The following is a 17,554-nucleotide window of genomic DNA, read 5'->3' on the forward strand; positions in this document are numbered from 1 at the left end:
TCCTGTTGGTCTGTGACAAACTGCTCCCCGCACAGACTGTTGAAAAAGGGCCCCTTTCTGCGAAATGCGTTTGATCCGACATTTCCAGGGTGAAGGAGCCCACTATCCGTCTCTGTATGCGCAGTTATATGCCCATGCTTCCCCATAAACGCATGGGCTCTGCCCGTTGCTCAAAATGGATTGGGTTGCTTACCTTAGACGCATCTGATCGGCTATACCAGAGATCATCGATAACGAACTCGGTAATCCCTTCTTCTTCGCAATACGCCACCAGTTCTGATGTACGATTAATAAAGCCAGTCCCTTTAAAGTTAAGCGAGGTATTACACAGGACCCCATAACCAGTCACGGCCTTGAAGGCTTCTAATAAGCTATGCAGGACTGGCTCGTTTTCCGTTTTTACCGATTGCACTCTTGCCGTTCCATCCACATGCGTAATAGCAGGCAGTGCAGGGGTTTTGACCTTGCTAAAGTACAACATATAGGGATCATCAATGGCTGGCTCGAACCACTTTTCAAGATCTTCATACAGACTACAGGGGGCGATGGGGCGATAGGACTCACGCTTTTTGATGGTATTGAGGAGATCCTTGCTGTTACTGGTCAAAGGAGAGGCCAGCAGGGAGCGATGCCCCAATGCTCGCGGGCCCATCTCATATCCACCCTGTACCCAGGCAAAAACGGAATCTTGAGCCAGACGCTGAGCCACCCCGGTAAGATCTAATGGCTTTTTCGCCCATACCTGGGGATCGGGCTCGATGTCACGCAGGAACGGTGCTCCAGCATAGACGCTCCACTCTAACCGACAGGGCTCTCCAAAATGCGTCATCGCATCGGCTGCCGTTCCAATTGCTGATCCAGTATCATTGGTACACGGAGGTACAAAAACGTCACTGAAGAGTCCACTGGCTCGCCAGCGCTGATTCCATTCACAATTTAATCCGCAGCCGCCCGATATGACCAGAGGCAGGTTTTGTGGCAACCGGTTTTTCGCTACCTCAAAAAAGATTTCGAAGAGACGGTTAGTGATATAGTATGCAGCTGCATGCATTCTGGGTGTATTTACGCCACAGTTATATAACTGTGTTTCTTTATAGACTCTTTTATCAAAAGGAAAGACGGTCTTGGATGTCAAAAGGCTCTCTATGACGAGCTGATCACCTTTTGGGATATCCCGACCATCATAAAAACCCGCTAACGCCATCAGCTTTCCTGCATCCTCTAACCGTGTATCTTCTCCTTTTTCGGAAAATGTCGGATCACCCAGCGCAAACAGAGCGCTATAGCGAAAACCCGGCTGAGTCAAAACATCAATGCGCGAGATCCTGGCGCCATAGTCCTGCCAGTGATAGAAGGCACCCATAAATCCTTCCCAGACCAGGACGATACATTCCTTTAAGGGAGCAATCGGTGCCATGGCGGTAGACATAAAAAGGTGCGAGCGCTCATGAGAGGAGCTGAAGACTTTGACGGGTTTCCCAAAGAAACGACCGTCCTGCACTTCACCCGGCTGTAAGCCAAAATAGCCTGCTCCAATGCCTGAATAAATGTTGGAGAATTGTTTATGCCACCCACCAATGGCTACCACATCTGGAAGAGATGGGGCCAGATCAAGAGCCTGAACAATGACCTGGGGGGTGATCAGGCTATAACGAGAAAAAGAATCTTTCTCTGCCTCAAGCGAGAACAAGAGTTTGCCATCTTCCACAAAGGCAACTGAGCCGTCGTGACCAGGTTTGAAAGAAAGAATTTTCATGTGATCTTCTCCCGAAATTCATCTAAACACGTAGCACAATGTCTTCTGAGAAAAAGTCTTTTGACAGGCCTGCCTCAAAACAGGTATCAGCACAAGAGAGGTCAACGCGCTCTCGTTCTCAGACCATCCTTCGCTGTGAGCATCCTCACGCTCCTGTACATCTGTACATTGCTCATTCATTGAGAACTTCTGGCGAGAACTCATGGCCTGGCTGCTCTATATACCTTCACTGTGGCTCTCATTGTTACCTCTTAAATAATAGATGTCGTTCTTACATTTTTATTATGAATTTCTTAAGAGCTTTATAAGTCTTCGTTTGTATCCTTCTTCTTGATGAAGATCGTCTTTTCAACGTCTGTAAAGGAGTACGATGAACAGAAATAGCATACATACAAGCACAATTGTGAATGATATTTCACCGTATTATGTGGAGGAAAGTGAGCAGAGCCTCTCAGATCGCTCCTTTGCTGAACGTTCTCCCTCTGGCACATTGCTCTTAGAGGATGGGAGCAGATTTGCAGGTTTCTCGTTTGGGTACGAGCAGGCTACGGCTGGAGAGGTTGTTTTCAGTACCAATATGGTGGGATATCCTGAAGCGATTACCGATCCTTCTTTCACTGGTGAGATTCTGGTCATGACTTACCCTCTTATCGGCAATTATGGGGTACCTGGTCCGGCCTTATGGGAGAGTAACAGCATCCGGGTGAAGGGGCTGGTGGTATCTAATTACATCGATACCCCATCGCATTACAGCAGTATTATGACGTTGAAGCAATGGCTGCATCAAGAAAAAATCGCTGCCCTGGAGATCAAAGATACCCGTCTATTGACTCAACACATCCGTCAGCATGGATCGATGCTCGGAAAAATCATTTTTGAGGACACGATCCCTTTCTATGATCCCAATCAAGAGAATCTGGTGGCTCAGGTCTCCACATCATCTGTTCAGGTGGAGGGACATGGCGATTATACGATCGCATTGATTGATTGTGGTGCCAAGCGCAATATTGTCCGCTCATTGCTTGACCGCCATGTACGGGTCGTGACCGTGCCATGGGACTGGGATCTGTTCTCACCAACCAATCACTTCGACTTTGATGCCATTCTGATCTCGAATGGGCCGGGCAATCCACAAATGGTGCAGCAAACAATTCAAACGATTCGCAAGGCGTTGGAGCGAAAAATCCCGCTATTTGGTATCTGTCTGGGTCACCAGCTTCTGGCCCTTGCGGCAGGAGGGACGACGTATAAGCTGAAGTTTGGTCATCGCAGCCAGAATCAGCCCTGTGTATTGAATGGAACACCACGCTGCTATATCACGACTCAGAATCATGGTTTTGCGGTAGACCAGCTTCCTCAAGGGTTCACGCCCTGGTTCACGAACGCAAATGATGGAAGTAATGAAGGGATGAAGCACCACGAGCTCCCTTTCTTCTCTGTCCAATTTCATCCAGAAGCGGCCCCAGGGCCGATGGATACTGAATGGATTTTTGACTATTTTCTTGAGAGGATACGGTGTTAAATGGGAAAACCAGGCAAAGTTTTGGTGCTCGGAGCAGGAGCGCTCAAGATCGGGCAATCCGGTGAGTTTGATTACTCTGGTTCGCAGGCCCTGAAAGCGCTCAAGGAAGAGGGGATCTTTAGTATTCTGGTCAATCCTAATATAGCCACCATTCAGACATCTCAGTTGCTTGCGGATACCGTTTATTTTTTACCGGTGACCAGCTTTTTTGTGGAAAAGATTATTGAGAAAGAACGTCCAGATGGCATTCTCCTCTCCTTTGGCGGGCAGACGGCGCTCAATTGTGGCCTTGAGCTGTATCATAAGGGTATCCTGGAGAAATTTCAGGTGCAGATTCTGGGGACCCCGATCTCAGCCATTATGCTGACGGAGGATCGTCAGGCGTTTGCGGAACATCTCAATACCATCCATATTCCCACACCTCTGAGCCGAAGCGCTGAGACGGTCGATGATGCGCTACAGATTGGGGCCGCCATCGGCTTCCCCGTCATGGTTCGTGCTGGGTTTGCACTGGGAGGCCAGGGATCTGGAATCGCTCACAATGAACAGGCCCTTGCACAGATTGTCTCGGGCGCATTGGCATTTGCTCCTCAGGTTCTGATTGAACAGTATCTTCATCATTTCAAAGAGATTGAGTATGAAGTCGTGCGTGATGCAGATGATAACTGTATCACAGTCTGCAATATGGAGAACATGGATCCACTCGGGGTCCATACAGGCGAATCTATCGTTGTTGCACCCAGTCAGACGCTTACCAACCACGACTATTATCTCTTGCGTCATGCATCGATAGCCATTGTGAAGAGCCTGGGGATCGTTGGTGAATGTAATGTGCAATTTGCTCTTCACCCCCACACCTCTGAATACTATGTGATCGAGGTCAATGCGCGGCTCTCACGGAGCTCGGCCCTGGCGAGTAAAGCGACTGGCTATCCACTGGCCTATGTTGCAGCTAAATTGGCCCTTGGCTATGCCCTCACAGGACTTACCAATAAAGTGACTGGCACGACGCAAACCTGCTTTGAGCCCAGTCTGGATTATGTCGTGGTGAAAATTCCACGCTGGGATCTGGATAAATTTAAGCATGTTGATCACACGATTGGCACCAGTATGAAGTCTGTTGGGGAGGTCATGGGGATAGGCCGCAGCTTTGAGGAGGCCTACCAAAAAGCGATCCGCATGCTGGATCTCGGTTTTGAGGGTGCCACCTCCACAAAAGCGTTCACTCGTGATGAGGCAGGACGCACAGACATCACACACCATCTCTGTACGCCCACGCCAAAACGCTTCCTTGCGCTGGCTCTGGCGCTGCAAGCTGGTTTTTTCGTTGAAGAGATTGCAGAGATGACAGGGATTAATCCCTGGTTTTTGCACCGTATTCAACATATTCTTGATACAGAACAGGCTCTTAGAGCGACGCCTCATCTTTCAAGGCAGCGATTGCTCACCCTGAAGCAGTTAGGGATATCGGATAAGCGTATTGGCGAACTCACTGGTAAGACAGAACAGGCGATTCGCTCGCTACGCCTGAAGCTCAATCTTAAGCCCGTCGTTTTCCAGATCGATACGCTGAGCGCTGAGTTTCCAGCTCAGACGAATTATCTCTATATGACCTATAATGGGTCCCATCATGATGTCGACCCAACTGGAGCACAGGGTATCATTATTTTAGGCTCTGGTCCTTATCGCATCGGCTCCTCAGTCGAGTTCGACTGGACCTGTGTCAGTACCGTACAGGCGCTCAAGAACTATCAGAAAAGCTCTATTGTGATCAATTGTAATCCTGAAACGGTCTCCACCGATTATGATACGTCTGATCGGCTCTATTTTGAAGAGCTTACGTTTGAACGCATAGCTGATATCTATGAGTTTGAAGCGCCAGCAGGGGCGATCCTCTCCGTTGGCGGTCAGACCCCAAATACGCTCTCTACCGCCTTACAAAACTATGGCCTGCCGCTGCTGGGGATCGATGCCTCGCAGATTGAACAGGCAGAAGATCGGTATCAGTTTTCACGTTTGCTTGATACTCTCAAGGTACAACAACCTGCATGGAGAAATTTTACGACGTTGCCAGAGATAACGCGCTTTGCTGATCAGGTTGGTTACCCTGTGCTGGTCAGACCCTCCTATGTACTTTCTGGAAGCGCCATGAATGTCTGCGCTGATCAAGAAGAGTTGGAGCAGTACCTGGAAAAAGCTGCTGCCATAACGCCTGAACACCCGATTACGGTCTCTAAGTTTATACGCAATGCCAGAGAGATTGAGCTGGATGCAGTTGCACAACATGGCTCAGTCAAAGTAGCCGTAATCTCTGAGCACATTGAGCATGCCGGCGTTCACTCTGGCGATGCCACTATCGTACTTCCACCACAGACTCTCTGCGAGCCGATCAGTGCGGAGATGAAGCAGATCGGGTCTACTATCGCTGCTGCATTACAGATTACTGGCCCCTTCAATGTTCAGTTTCTGGTGAAAGACGATCAGGTCTATGTCATTGAAGCCAACTTACGAGCTTCACGTACCTTCCCTTTCATCTCAAAAGTCACTGGAGTGAATTTTATTGAGCTCTTTGTGGATGCGCTCTTTCAAGAAGATCTTCCAGCCGTCTCCCTGCCTCCATTACCATTTACGGCGATTAAGGCTCCACAATTCTCTTTTTCACGCTTGAGCGGAGCAGATCCACTCTTACGCGTTGAGATGGCATCGACAGGTGAAGTTGCCTGCTTCGGAGAGGATCTGGAAGAGGCGTATCTGAAGGCAATTATTGCAACAGATGGGCGGGTCCCTCACAAAGGCGTTTTTCTTCGTCTGCTGGGAGACGAAACGAAACAGCTGTTTCTAGAGAGCGCAAAGCTCCTGAACTCATTACAGATTCCACTCTATGCAACCGAAGAGACCTACGAATTCTTGCATGAACAGGCCATCGCCGTCACCAGACTCTACAACGTCCATGAAGCGGAAGAGCCACATGTTCTTACGTCCTTCCATCAACACACGATCGATCTGGTCATTGCGATCGAGGATGAAGAGAGCCACCAGGAGAGCAATGACGCATATATCTTGCGGCGCTCTGCTATCGATCACAATATTCCCTTATTCACCAGGCTCACGCAGGCACGACTCTTTATCAAGGCCATCGCAACCAAAGACGTAGCAAGCCTGCCTACGAAGGCCTGGAATGAATATATGATCACCGCAGTGGGAGCTCACTAGGGGTCACCATATCATTTTAGGATTTCGCTCTGAGAGATTGTGCACTATTCACTAACAAGCGAGCATCACCGAGAGTGTGTATGAACCCATATTCTCAGGTGAAGATGGTAAACTAGGGAGGGAAGAAATTTCTTTAGAACATTTCCACGAAAAGGAGCCAGTACGGAAGATGCCGACGCATAGGAGTGTTTGGCACATATATAGTAAGCATTAAACCATCCAGGAGCTTCCTATGAATCAACGACTACAAGACCTTTCAGAGCCATCCATCATGAATGCAATTGAGGCCAATGTCAGAGAGTTCTTACTTACTCTTGGACGGTTAGGAGGGGGAGAAGAGCGCGATGAGCCAGCCATTCAGTGGATTATTGGTGGTGCACCCATTAGCTACCATAATTGTGTGGTGCGTGCGACCTTGACAGCAGAGACTGTAGATGAGGCTATTCTCGCCTCGGTGCAATGCTTCCAGGCACACAAGGTGCCAGGGTCCTGGCACGTTGGCCCCTCGATGCGTCCTGCTCATCTTGGCGAGCGACTGGTTGCGCACGGCTTCACGCCGGGTGGTAGTGAGCTAGGCATGGCCGTCGATTTGCAGACCATTCCTGAACAGGTTTCTATTCCTACAGGCTTTGTGATTGAACGCGTCCATGATGAGCAGGAACTCTGGGTGTGGAAACAAACACTTGGCATGGGTTTTGGTGAGGGGGAGATCGAGGCGAATTGGGTCGGGGAGATGTACCAGAAGGCCGGACTGAGCGATCAGGAAGCATGGCATCATTACCTGGGCCGTTGGAATAGCGAGCCAGTGGCCACCGCATCCCTCTTCCTGGGGGCAGGAGTCGCCGGAATTTACTTTGTCTGGACGCTTCCACCAGCACGACGACAAGGCATTGGGGCTGCGATCACCCTGGCAGCGTTGCAGGATGCCCGCAGACTTGGCTATCGATTAGGCATTTTAGGCTCATCCTCCATGGGTTATGCGGTCTACCAACGCCTGGGCTTCCGAGAATACTGTAGGATCGAAATGTACGAGTGGCCGTCATCCGCTACCAACTTCGTAGGAACCCAATGGGATCAGTGAGAGGAAAAAACGCCTTGAGGAATTTTTCCAAGACACCGAAGCGTATGTTTTTCCCAAATTGATACGGTGACGCGCACTAACCCTGAACAGAAGAAGCAGAAGAGACGGAGCGCAGTCAGATCCACCGGTCGGGAAGCCCGACCGGTGGGATACACTGCGTTAGTCCGAGATCGTGATCACGAGTTTTCCTTGTGCTCGATTGTCTTCCATATATTGATGAGCCTGCACAATTTCATGAAGCGGAAAGATACGATCGATGGGAAGATGGTAGCGCTTTTGTTGAACGGCATCAACAATGGTCTGTAGCGCGACTGTGCTATTTTTGGCAGAAACGGCATCGGTTCCATAGACGGTAAATTTCACGGTTGAAGGCAGCATTGCCAATGGCTCAAATTGAGGAATCGTCCAGCTATTTCCCAGGATACCACTATTGCAAAGAATTCCTCCTCGTCTGACGACACGAAAGGAATCAAACAGGGTTGTCACGCCAACTAATTCGAGAACAACGTCTACTCCACCGCTATAGATCTGTTTAACCGCTGCTTCGATATGCCCATCATCAATGATGCAGTGATGGGCTCCCTGTTGCAAGAGCCCCGGTACTTTGGCGGGGTTCCTTGTGGTGGCAAGTACGATGGCCCCCTTATCACGAGCCAGGGAGATTGCAGCCATGCCAACAGAAGAGGTCCCCCCACGAATCAGCAGCGTCTGCCCCGACTGAAGATCCACAGCATCGATCAGCGAGCCCCAGGCGGTTAAAAAGGTTTCGGGAAGAGCAGCAAGGGTCGTCCATGGAAGTTGTGTGTGTAACGCAATCACTTGCGTTTCAGGCACAAGGGTATACTCAGCATAGCTCCCATCATATTGCCTTCCCATGCCCCCCATCGCCGCTGCAACAGTCTGGCCGGGCTGCAATGTGGATGTCATGGATGCTTCAACCACACCCACACATTCAATACCAGGGATACGGGGAAATTTCACTGAGGGAGAATGTCCCTGCCGCGTAAACATTTCTGAACGATTCAGTCCAAATGCCTTTACACGAATAAGTACCCAACCTGGCTTGACCTCAGGAATGGGACGGTCCTGGAGCTCCAGGACCTCAGGAGCGCCAGGACGTTCAAGAACTACGGCTTTCATTGTGCGCATAAAAATTCAGTACCTTTGACATCTTCTCAATAACAATGGCCTGCAAGAGACCTGACCTTTGACACATTCTCAACTTTACACGTTTTTACACGTTCTCAACAACAACGGCTCGCAAAAGACCTTGCACTTTGTGCATCGTTGCAATGACCTCTTCGTAGCTCGGGCCTTCAACCAGCACATGGGCAAAAAACACGTACGGATTTTCTGGATATCCCAGGACCATAGAATCACCAGGCTTCAGATACCAACGAATCCCTAACACGCCGGGGAGCGCGAGCGTCTCCTCTACGCCAGCAAATGATTCGATTCGGCCTGGCTGCTCTACCTCGACACCTACAAAGCCCGCTGGCTTCCGCTCTACCGGCTTCAGCGTTGGCGCCTCTCCTAAAACAACGCGCAGATACTCCTCTGGCCCCCAGAGACCCGTTGATGTCAGAATCGATTCCTGAACATACGCGGTCGTCCCACCCAGCCGCCCATTAATCTCGATAATTTTTGGCCCGGTCTCAGTGACACGTAATTCAACATGAGCGGCCCCTGTTTCTGCGCCAACTGCTTTGAGGCCCCGGATCGCGGTCTCAATCAACGCTTGCTGGACCGCTTCTGAGAAATGAGAGGGGGTGACATACATACGTTCAATAAAATATGGCTCATCCCATTGATGGGGTTTATCATGAATGGCTAAGACGAGATATTCCCCCTGTCCATACACCAGATCAATGGCCACTTCAAAACCTGGCACAAATTCTTGCAATAACACCCCCTCAATATCATCCATGTAAAATTCAGAGGCCAAATTTGCTACTTTTTGAGCCCCTCGCTCAAAATACTCTTGTTGGAAGATTGTGGAGATGACCTGATACGCTTCTTTTAGTTCTTCTGGATGATGCACCTTTACAACACCCTGACTGACTGCACCAGCCTGAGGCTTGATAATCAAGGGATAGCCAATCTCTTCTGCAGCACGATAGGCCTCATCCAATGTAACCACCAATGCCGTACGCGGAGCTGGTACATTGGCCTTCTTGAGGGCAATACTGGTTAAATATTTATCCCTCATTGTGCGCACAGACTGGTACGAATTCCCAGGTACCTGAAGCAGATCAACCACACGGGCCGCAGCATGAATACTTCCTTCATGAAAACAGGCAACCGCATCAATCGGCTCTTGCGTTGTAACATAGTGTTTGACAACGTCTACGACCGCCTTTTCATCTTTATGCTCTACGGGCAAGAAGACATCGTACAGACTGGGATCGGCTGGGGCCTCACGAGCCGCCAGGATGACACGTAATCCCATCCCTTTGGGCGTTTTTAACAATTTCGGGTTTAAAGAAGATGCAACGACAAGGAGATTTTTTTTCTTGGACATGGGATTCACTCCATTCTTCAGTACTCATTCGATTTTACAGGAAATAGCGTCCACCATCAACCACAACGGTTTGCCCGGTCATCGCAGTTGTACCAGCTAACCAGATGACTGTCTCCGCAATCTCTGCTGGTTGCAGAATACGATGAAGCGCGGTCTCAGCCACGATCTTTTCAAGCAGAGGCGGGGGCAGCGCTTCCGTCATGGGCGAGGCCACCGGGCCTGGCGCGATGGTATTCACACGGATACCGTAGCTGCCAATTTCACGAGCTAAATTGCGGGTCAGGCCTATCACCCCTGCCTTCACGGTTGCATAGTGAGGGCCAAATGCTCCGCCTGTTAATCCCGCTACAGAGGCAATATTAATAATGTTTCCCCCACGTTGTTGTAACAATGGAAGAGCAGACTGCGCACAAAGAAAAGGTGCAGTCAGATTCATCTGGAGACAGGCATTCCATTCGTCTAATGTCACTTCTTCCAGACGCAGAGGCCGGGCACCGCCAGCAGCATTGATAAGGACATCCAGCGCTGGTAGCGTCTGCTCAAGCTGCTCAAAAAAGCTGTGCACTGCATGGGCATCAGTCAGATCGACCTGAACAATCTGCAACTGGCGCTCATCGGCTTTATCAGCATGGAGAAGCGAATACAAGCGATCCGGATGACGAAAATAGAGTGCAATGACGGTCGCTTCTTCCTGTAAAAAGGCCTCGACAATTGCCTGACCAAGTACACCAGATGCACCCGCCACAAGGATGTATTTATCTTTCCACTGCATCATACATTTCCTTTAAAATGAATGAGTGTTTTGACTTCCATAAGAAATTGGCCGACATAGCCATCATGAGGAAGACCTGGAATTGTGGAAAATGAAGAGCCCATCCCCCAGCAGACGCGACGGATCGATTGATCCAGAAGGGCCTCCTGGATCAGCGTCTCTCGCTCTGTCAGGAGTGTCAGTGTGAGAGAATGGCGCAGTGGTTCAAGACCCTCTTCAACATGCCAGGGCGCAACCCAGATACAGGGGAACGGTAATTCTGCACCAAAGGATGGATGTTTGTTGCTGGTACACTGAAGAACAGCCGGGCGCAACACTGCGGTTCCATCATCAAACTCTACGATCGGCGGGTTCGTCGTAAAAGAGGCCGTCAGATCTTGCGCATCTGCACCTACCTGGTCGATAAAGGCGCGGATCTTTCGCGCCTGCTCGACTGGCATCACGGGTAAGCATGCATGCGGATGCGTTGTGGGCAGAAGTGGAAGATCGGCGAGCCGTCTGGCAAGCTCCAGTGCAATGCCCTTTCTCCTCTCATGTAAGAGCAGTGTGCTGGCATTTGTGCAACGCACCCCTCCGTCGGCAGCGATCGCCTCAACGAGCGTCTGGAGCAGATGAGAAGGTAGAAGATCTTGCTCCACCAGGATCTTGGAGTGGCCGGGACCACGAACCAGGACATCTCTCTGTCCTTGATAGCGTTCAACGGTTGACTCATTCCCGTAGACAATTGCCAGATCAGCCGCCTCTATCATGCTCTCGACACTGCGATGCGAACACGGCAGGTAGGCTAGATGTCCGGGGTGAAGTCCGGCGAGCAGCAGACTCTGAATGAGACGCAACGGGGTAAAGGGCTCGCGCCGACCAGGGCGAACGGCAACATGATAGCCAAAGGCCAGGGCCTGTATCCAACTAACATGAGTCATCGGGTGGTTCCCAGGCGCAACGACGGCAAGCGTCTTTCCCCTGGGAACCCACAGCGCCGCAATATCAACCTCTGCGATATTCTTTGGAGCGTGAATCGCTCCATGCGGCTTCTGAGCCTGCACTTCACTCTCGATCGCCTGCATAAAAGAAGCCATCTCCGCAAGGCTACGTTGCATGATCGAGAGCGGAAGTCCTGAAACCTGGACACAGTTCCGGCAATACTCCTCGGGGGACTCTCCCGCGACCGTCTCTTCGGCAAATATCCTGCCCGCTCGCTTGATAGCCGCTATCCGTTCCTCCAATGGCTGAGTTGGTGCCGCCATGAGTTCGTTGATAATGCGCGTTAGTAATAAAGGCGGGGTCTGAGAGAGCTCGCTAAACGGTTCGCCTTGAAGCGTGAAGAGCATCTCCCTGTCACGGGAGGTATAGATACCGCCGGGTCGTATGATGGGGATATGTGCCACCTTAATACACTCCCTCAATGACTTGATTGCGCGCACTATCCAGGGTTCCAATACGAGCAAGCCCATCCCATGCAAAACCGGCCACAGGTTTTTGCCGAAGTGCACTATCCCGCTCCAGGACATTTGGGACAAACAGTTCTTTGGTCAATAAGGTCATACGAACCTGCCCAACCTCTCCATAATCCACAAGCTCACCGGGAGATTCTGGTCGTACCACATCAACCAGGCAGTACGGATAAAAAGGCTGAAACACACAGAGCTCTGTATCTTCAGCGACGCGGGGCCGTTGGCAAGCAATCCCCATCAACGTATTCCCATACCAGCCAATAATCTTTGTGTCTGGAAAAAACTCTTCTTCCAGAAGATAGAGTGACTCGGTGCTGATGCTTGTCCCTGCCCAGATCAAGACGCGAATCCGTTTTTGAAAGAGGGCTAAAACCTCTGGACGCTTACAAATAGCCTCTAATACAGGAGGGGTCGCAAAAAGCATGGAAATAGGCTGTGTCTCCAATGCATTGACTGCCTGGCTAATGATATGATCAAGATAGAGTTTTGTGATATCAAGCCGCTGTTGCTGAATACATTTTTTGACCCAGCGAGGATCAAAATCAATATAATAGCAGAGGCTTGAGCGCAAATGAGCCACTAATCCAATCGAGCGACCAACAATATGTGGTCCAGTTGGCCCAATGTGTAGCCAATGTCCCTGCTCAGGAATGCCATGCATCGTGAGCATACTGTTGATCCAATCGATCCCCCGTCTCCGAGAGGTACTTTCAATAATCCGTTTAGGAGAGCCTGTCGTGCTTCCGCTCTCAAAGACAGAGAACTCCCATGCTTGCTCCTGGCGGCACCCTCTGGGAATCAGGTCTTCTACGGCAATGTGCTTCCATTGGCTGGAAACATCGGGAAACCTGTACAGATCTGCGACGGTACGAATATCCGTAAGCGGATCAAAAGGCAGTTGATCTTTCTGACGCAGCCAGAAAGGGGAGCCTGTCTGTGGCTGAAAATGCCATTGCATCGTCTCACGTACCAGCTCATCTGGTTCAGGAAGAGCATCAAAGGGACGTTCAAATAGAGCACTCATACGTTATTTCCTCACCTATTCTTTGGTCCATCCCTGGCACATCGTTGCCAGTTTCCCTAATCCCTCAGCTTACTTTTCTGTGCTCGAATATGTTCTTCAGCCGTTCGAAACTGTGTGCGTTGATCTGCCGTCACCTCCTGCCCTAACGCATATTTGAACGCGGCGGATTGAATAGCACGAGGAGGACAGCCCTCAACATACACGCCTGCATCTCGATGTTGATACGTACAATTGCCAATCAAGACCACTCGCCCTTTCACCTCGGGCAATGTCTCCATAGGGCCCGAGATGATCGTCAATTCTCCATCATAGGCCTGCAATTCGGGCTCTAGCATCAGAAGCGATCCAGCAATATAGCGTTGACACTGGATGCAGGCGTGCTGAGCATAAATGTGGATCCCCTCTCGTGGCGATTGAACCGTATACGGAGGATGATTCAACGTAAAAGCGACGTCAGCGGGGCGCAGGCCGACCACAGTGATCTCATTCAGATCAATGGTGCCCAGGCCCCTATTGTGGGCGATGCGCAAATATTCGACCTCAAAGGGATCGTAACCGGCAACGGTGCTCATGACCGCATCGATGGAGACAGCGCTGGTGGAGGCAGAAAGAAGGCCAACCTCACGTGCGACTCCATTGATTGGATAGTTGCCTTCAATCACGGTGGTTGCATCTGTGATCACCAGATCCTGGTGCCGTAAGAGATTCAGATCAACAATCGATTCTTCCACACCTACGGTATGCACGATCCTGGTAGTATAGCCAGGAAACATGCCAATCAGATTTTTCATGGCATTTGTCACCAGAACACCTGCATGCGCACGCAATTGTGGAATACCAATGAAATAATCGCAATCAAGAATGATCTCCGGAAAAGCAACCGGGACACGCAAAGAGGTCGCTCCCTCAATCGCGGCCACACGCAGTGAGCAATCGTCAAAGCTCATCACTGTGGCATAGCGGTGAATATCCGTGTCTTTCAGCAGCGTATAGATATTTCTGGTCCGCTCTGCCACGGTAACCTTTGCCCCTTTTGCCGCTACCAGACGAGCAACTGCGCAGACAAGCTCAGGATGACTCTGAAAACCAGGCTTCACCTGAAACATATTGGGTTTTATGACTACACGCATGCCAGCCTGGAGCGCATCAAGCGGTGAGCCGAGGAGCGCCAGGAGCTCGTCAGTGGCCTGCGTCAGATCTCGACCAGCCCTTAACAGAGCGACCGTTGCGTTCATAGTGACGCTCTCCCCTGGAAATCTTCAACAAAAATTGCTCGTACGGGTGCCGCCTCTACCCCATCCACTTTTGTTGGCAGGGCAATCAGGTAGCCTGTCGGCTGTTTGATCTGATGCAGATTGGTAATGTACTCAAGAATAGGCACACCTGCACCCAGGAGGCGAAAATGGACCGGCTGTGTCGTGTCCCCCGGCTTGTCCGTAATACAATCTAATCCCACCAGGACCGCCCCATGCTCTACGATCCAATCAGCAGCTGATAAGACTAGATACGGAGGTTTGTCCCAGAAATCAGCGTGCCCCCAGTAATGGTGGTGATAATCGGTTCGAATAATCAGTCGCGAGCCTGCTGTCCATATGCCGTTGAGCGCTTGCTCTAAGTCATCGCCCGTAATCGGTTCACGGGGAGCTTTATGGGAAAGATCGGCAATACAGGTATGCCCAATAAAGGTGTCCAGTGGGATCTGATCTAAGGTCTCTTTCTGCGCGTAGAAGTGTTGCGGTACATCAACATGGGTCGCGTTATGTGCAAAAAGCTCCAGGCGTGTAAATGTTCGACCGGTATGGGCAGGGTCGGTCTCAGGGGTCATGACCGCATAGATGGCTGATTTTGGATACCACTTTGCCTGAAACGACGGCATATCGGCATAGAAACCTTGCGTTATATCAATGAATTGCATGTATCGTCCCTCTTTCTTTGCTATACAGCAAATGAAACACACGTAGAGAAGGAGGTATCCGCAACTTTTTGCGCTTTCTCAATCAGAGCATCGTACTCCTGGAATGACAGTGTCTGTTTTCCATCACTGAGCGCTTTATCCGGTTCCGGATGCACTTCCACCATAATCCCATCTGCGCCAGTTATGAGCGATGCAATTGCCATCGGCGTTACGAGGCTCCGTTGGCCCGTCCCGTGGCTGGGATCGGCAATAATCGGAAGGTGAGAGAGCTCTGGAATAAGCTGAATGGCTGTCAGATCTAAGTGGCGTCCGGCTGACGCTTCAGAGGTACAGATCCCTCTTTCGCAGAGCACCACTTGAAAATTTCCTTCGGACAGGATATATTCTGCGGCTTGCAACCAGATCGTGAGCGTCGCCCAGGGAGATCGTTTCAGCAAGATGGGCTTGCCAGAACGCCCGGCCTCAGCCAGCAATGGAAAATTTTGCATGTTCCGCGCTCCTATCTGAAGCATATCAGCATAGGTAGCCACTAACTCAACATCTTGCGGAGACATCACCTCGGTCACAATGGGCAGACCGGTGAGCGCTCGCGCCTCAGCCAGCAATTTCAGGCCATCATGCTGTAGCCCTTGAAAACTATAGGGAGATGTTCGCGGTTTATAAGCTCCGCCACGCAAGATGTGACACCCATTTTGTGCCAGGTGCGTGGCAGTTGACAGTAATTGATCTCGACTTTCAACCGAACAGGGGCCCGCAATCATAACCGGGTGGCCCGCCCCAATTGAGACAGCTCCTACCTGGACAATCGTACGTTGAGCCCCCAACGCCTTGCTCGCTAAAGGGTAAGGCGTGCTACTATAAACTACTTCAACACTATCGGATCGCTGCTCAATCTCTTCTTTGGGAAGAAAACGCTCTGAGACAATCCAACGGGATCCGGCGAACTCAACATACCTGGCATAGGGAATGTATGCTAAGAGTTGAGTCACATCGCTGCCATTATGGAGCTTAATAATCGTGCTCTGAGACATTCTTTCACCTTCACTTCACAAGTAGATCGTCAAGGAACGACCTATGGGCATTATCTGGCAATTTTTGCACGTAAATCTTTCATTTCTTCACATGGCTCGATCCCCAATTCACCGCTGAGGAAAGCACGAAACCGTTCATATTCTTGAAGAGCTTTGGCCATATTTCCTTGCCTCACATATGCATCTACAATGGCCTTCATGGCTGGTTCAGAATAGGGATCGAAGTAGAGCGCCTCATTGGCATATTCAATCACTCCTTCAAAGTCATGATGCTGATAATGAAACTGAATCAACTTTTGGACTGCATGAGAGTGCACAAATTGATACTGTCGCTGATACGGCAAACACCAATCTTCGTAGGAATCTTCAGGGAGAAGGTCTCGCTGACAGATTCTCATGACGCGCCGATAATGAGATGCCGCCGCAGTCACGTTCCCCGCTTTCTCCAGATCTTTTGCCGATTGAAACAGGTTTTGGACTTCCAGGGTATCAACCCACCATGAATCATCAATCTCAAACCAATAAAAATGGGCGCTATGATGAATAAAGCGCGATGGTTGCCGCGAAGTCAGGGTCGGCTCAAGCAGGCGACGGAGATTATGGAGCGTGACATGAAGGCTACTGACAGAAGATTTAAAGTCGAGATCTGGCCACAACAGATCGATAAGTTGATCAGTTGAATAAATTTTCCCCGGATTCATCAGAAATAGCTTCAACAGCGTTTTGACTTTTTTTCCTCGCCAGTGAGATTGTTCTATTAACTGCCCCTGCCTAAAAAAGAGAAAAGGGCCAAACAGATAGGCTTTATAGTGCAGTGTGTCTTCTTTTCTCTGAAGAGGAACGTGTAGCAAGCTCATAACCAAATCCACCTTCCTGATCTTCTACAAATATCATCACTCAATCTTTCAAAGGTAGAACGTTGTATGACGAGGAACGTCATTTGTGTCACATACACTTCTATACATTTGTCTCTGAAGGCATGATACAGTATGAGCGCTTTACAAACACTTTACTCCACTTTACTTCACACTTTACACGTCATGGTAAAAAAGCTTTTCTTTTTTATTAAAAATATGACTTGACCATTAAGTAATCTGTATGTTAGAATTTTATAGAATGTATTGTTCATGTAGAAACTTTACCGGTTCATTTTATCTATCATGTATTATTCCACTCAACGCTCAATTCTTTCTTCAACAGTTACCGATGGCGAAGAAACAGGTGAACACATGTGAAGAGAGAAAGCTCTTATCATCCAGGCGGCCCTC

13 protein-coding genes are annotated in these 17,554 nt (G+C 49.9%); 3 read left to right on the forward strand and 10 right to left on the reverse strand.

The genetic code is table 11. The annotated features are described in order from the left end of the window. Positions 1 to 124 precede the first annotated feature (124 nt). Complete coding sequence (locus EL628_RS26800) at positions 125 to 1,756, reverse strand: carbamoyltransferase C-terminal domain-containing protein (protein ID WP_126583045.1); 1,632 nt, start codon at positions 1,754 to 1,756, stop codon at positions 125 to 127. Between the two features lie 370 nt (positions 1,757 to 2,126). On the opposite strand from EL628_RS26800, the gene carA reads away from it, so the two are divergent. The 3 genes from carA to EL628_RS26815 all read left to right on the forward strand — a co-directional run bounded on the left by carA (position 2,127) and on the right by EL628_RS26815 (position 7,572). Next, complete coding sequence (gene carA / locus EL628_RS26805; RefSeq protein ID WP_126583046.1) at positions 2,127 to 3,278, forward strand: glutamine-hydrolyzing carbamoyl-phosphate synthase small subunit; 1,152 nt, start codon at positions 2,127 to 2,129, stop codon at positions 3,276 to 3,278. Then, positions 3,279 to 6,491 carry a carbamoyl-phosphate synthase (glutamine-hydrolyzing) large subunit gene (gene carB, locus EL628_RS26810; RefSeq protein WP_126583047.1) on the forward strand — a complete coding sequence of 1,071 codons (3,213 nt, stop codon included), beginning with the start codon at positions 3,279 to 3,281 and terminating at the stop codon, positions 6,489 to 6,491. 232 nt (positions 6,492 to 6,723) lie between these two features. Then, positions 6,724 to 7,572 (forward strand): GNAT family N-acetyltransferase, encoded by an 849-nt coding sequence (locus EL628_RS26815; RefSeq protein WP_126583048.1) that lies wholly within the window; start codon positions 6,724 to 6,726, stop codon positions 7,570 to 7,572. Between the two features lie 159 nt (positions 7,573 to 7,731). Here the strand turns inward: EL628_RS26815 and EL628_RS26820 are convergent, their stop codons facing one another. The 9 genes from EL628_RS26820 to EL628_RS26860 all read right to left on the reverse strand — a co-directional run bounded on the left by EL628_RS26820 (position 7,732) and on the right by EL628_RS26860 (position 17,143). Beyond that, positions 7,732 to 8,721 carry a zinc-binding alcohol dehydrogenase family protein gene (locus EL628_RS26820; protein ID WP_170211161.1) on the reverse strand — a complete coding sequence of 330 codons (990 nt, stop codon included), beginning with the start codon at positions 8,719 to 8,721 and terminating at the stop codon, positions 7,732 to 7,734. Positions 8,722 to 8,806: 85 nt separating this feature from the next. After that, complete coding sequence (locus EL628_RS26825; RefSeq protein ID WP_126583049.1) at positions 8,807 to 10,093, reverse strand: ATP-grasp domain-containing protein; 1,287 nt, start codon at positions 10,091 to 10,093, stop codon at positions 8,807 to 8,809. A gap of 34 nt (positions 10,094 to 10,127) precedes the next feature. Then, entirely contained in the window at positions 10,128 to 10,868 is a 741-nt protein-coding gene (locus tag EL628_RS26830) for an SDR family NAD(P)-dependent oxidoreductase (RefSeq protein ID WP_126583050.1), read from the reverse strand. After that, positions 10,865 to 12,250 (reverse strand): aldehyde dehydrogenase family protein, encoded by a 1,386-nt coding sequence (locus EL628_RS26835; RefSeq protein ID WP_161975799.1) that lies wholly within the window; start codon positions 12,248 to 12,250, stop codon positions 10,865 to 10,867. The genes EL628_RS26830 and EL628_RS26835 overlap by 4 nt, the downstream gene beginning before the upstream one ends. 1 nt (position 12,251) lies before the next feature. Continuing rightward, positions 12,252 to 13,340, reverse strand: a complete 1,089-nt coding sequence (locus EL628_RS26840; RefSeq protein WP_126583052.1) for an acyl-CoA synthetase family protein — start codon at positions 13,338 to 13,340, stop codon at positions 12,252 to 12,254. Positions 13,341 to 13,396: 56 nt separating this feature from the next. Beyond that, positions 13,397 to 14,575, reverse strand: coding sequence for a DUF362 domain-containing protein (locus EL628_RS26845; protein WP_126583053.1), 1,179 nt, complete (start codon positions 14,573 to 14,575; stop codon positions 13,397 to 13,399). Beyond that, the gene (locus tag EL628_RS26850) at positions 14,572 to 15,255 is read right to left on the reverse strand and encodes a cyclase family protein (protein ID WP_126583054.1); all 684 of its coding nucleotides are present in this window, start codon (positions 15,253 to 15,255) and stop codon (positions 14,572 to 14,574) included. Before EL628_RS26850 ends, EL628_RS26845 begins: the two co-directional genes overlap by 4 nt. 20 nt (positions 15,256 to 15,275) lie before the next feature. Further along, on the reverse strand, positions 15,276 to 16,286 hold the full coding sequence (gene aroF / locus EL628_RS26855; RefSeq protein ID WP_126583055.1) for a 3-deoxy-7-phosphoheptulonate synthase: 1,011 nt from the start codon (positions 16,284 to 16,286) through the stop codon (positions 15,276 to 15,278). Between the two features lie 50 nt (positions 16,287 to 16,336). Further along, complete coding sequence (locus EL628_RS26860; RefSeq protein WP_126583056.1) at positions 16,337 to 17,143, reverse strand: AfsR/SARP family transcriptional regulator; 807 nt, start codon at positions 17,141 to 17,143, stop codon at positions 16,337 to 16,339. Positions 17,144 to 17,554: the final 411 nt, after the last annotated feature.

The sequence above is a fragment of the Tengunoibacter tsumagoiensis genome (genome assembly GCF_003967535.1).
Classification (GTDB): domain Bacteria; phylum Chloroflexota; class Ktedonobacteria; order Ktedonobacterales; family Ktedonobacteraceae; genus Tengunoibacter; species Tengunoibacter tsumagoiensis.

What these genes read in the sequence shown, in the direction of transcription:
- EL628_RS26800 (WP_126583045.1), bottom strand. Translation starts at nt 1,756, where the DNA reads ATGAAAATTCTTTCTTTCAAACCTGGTCACGACGGCTCAGTTGCCTTT.
- carA (WP_126583046.1), top strand. Translation starts at nt 2,127, where the DNA reads ATGAACAGAAATAGCATACATACAAGCACAATTGTGAATGATATTTCA.
- carB (WP_126583047.1), top strand. Translation starts at nt 3,279, where the DNA reads ATGGGAAAACCAGGCAAAGTTTTGGTGCTCGGAGCAGGAGCGCTCAAG.
- EL628_RS26815 (WP_126583048.1), top strand. Translation starts at nt 6,724, where the DNA reads ATGAATCAACGACTACAAGACCTTTCAGAGCCATCCATCATGAATGCA.
- EL628_RS26820 (WP_170211161.1), bottom strand. Translation starts at nt 8,721, where the DNA reads ATGCGCACAATGAAAGCCGTAGTTCTTGAACGTCCTGGCGCTCCTGAG.
- EL628_RS26825 (WP_126583049.1), bottom strand. Translation starts at nt 10,093, where the DNA reads ATGTCCAAGAAAAAAAATCTCCTTGTCGTTGCATCTTCTTTAAACCCG.
- EL628_RS26830 (WP_126583050.1), bottom strand. Translation starts at nt 10,868, where the DNA reads ATGATGCAGTGGAAAGATAAATACATCCTTGTGGCGGGTGCATCTGGT.
- EL628_RS26840 (WP_126583052.1), bottom strand. Translation starts at nt 13,340, where the DNA reads ATGAGTGCTCTATTTGAACGTCCCTTTGATGCTCTTCCTGAACCAGAT.
- EL628_RS26845 (WP_126583053.1), bottom strand. Translation starts at nt 14,575, where the DNA reads ATGAACGCAACGGTCGCTCTGTTAAGGGCTGGTCGAGATCTGACGCAG.
- EL628_RS26850 (WP_126583054.1), bottom strand. Translation starts at nt 15,255, where the DNA reads ATGCAATTCATTGATATAACGCAAGGTTTCTATGCCGATATGCCGTCG.
- aroF (WP_126583055.1), bottom strand. Translation starts at nt 16,286, where the DNA reads ATGTCTCAGAGCACGATTATTAAGCTCCATAATGGCAGCGATGTGACT.
- EL628_RS26860 (WP_126583056.1), bottom strand. Translation starts at nt 17,143, where the DNA reads ATGAGCTTGCTACACGTTCCTCTTCAGAGAAAAGAAGACACACTGCAC.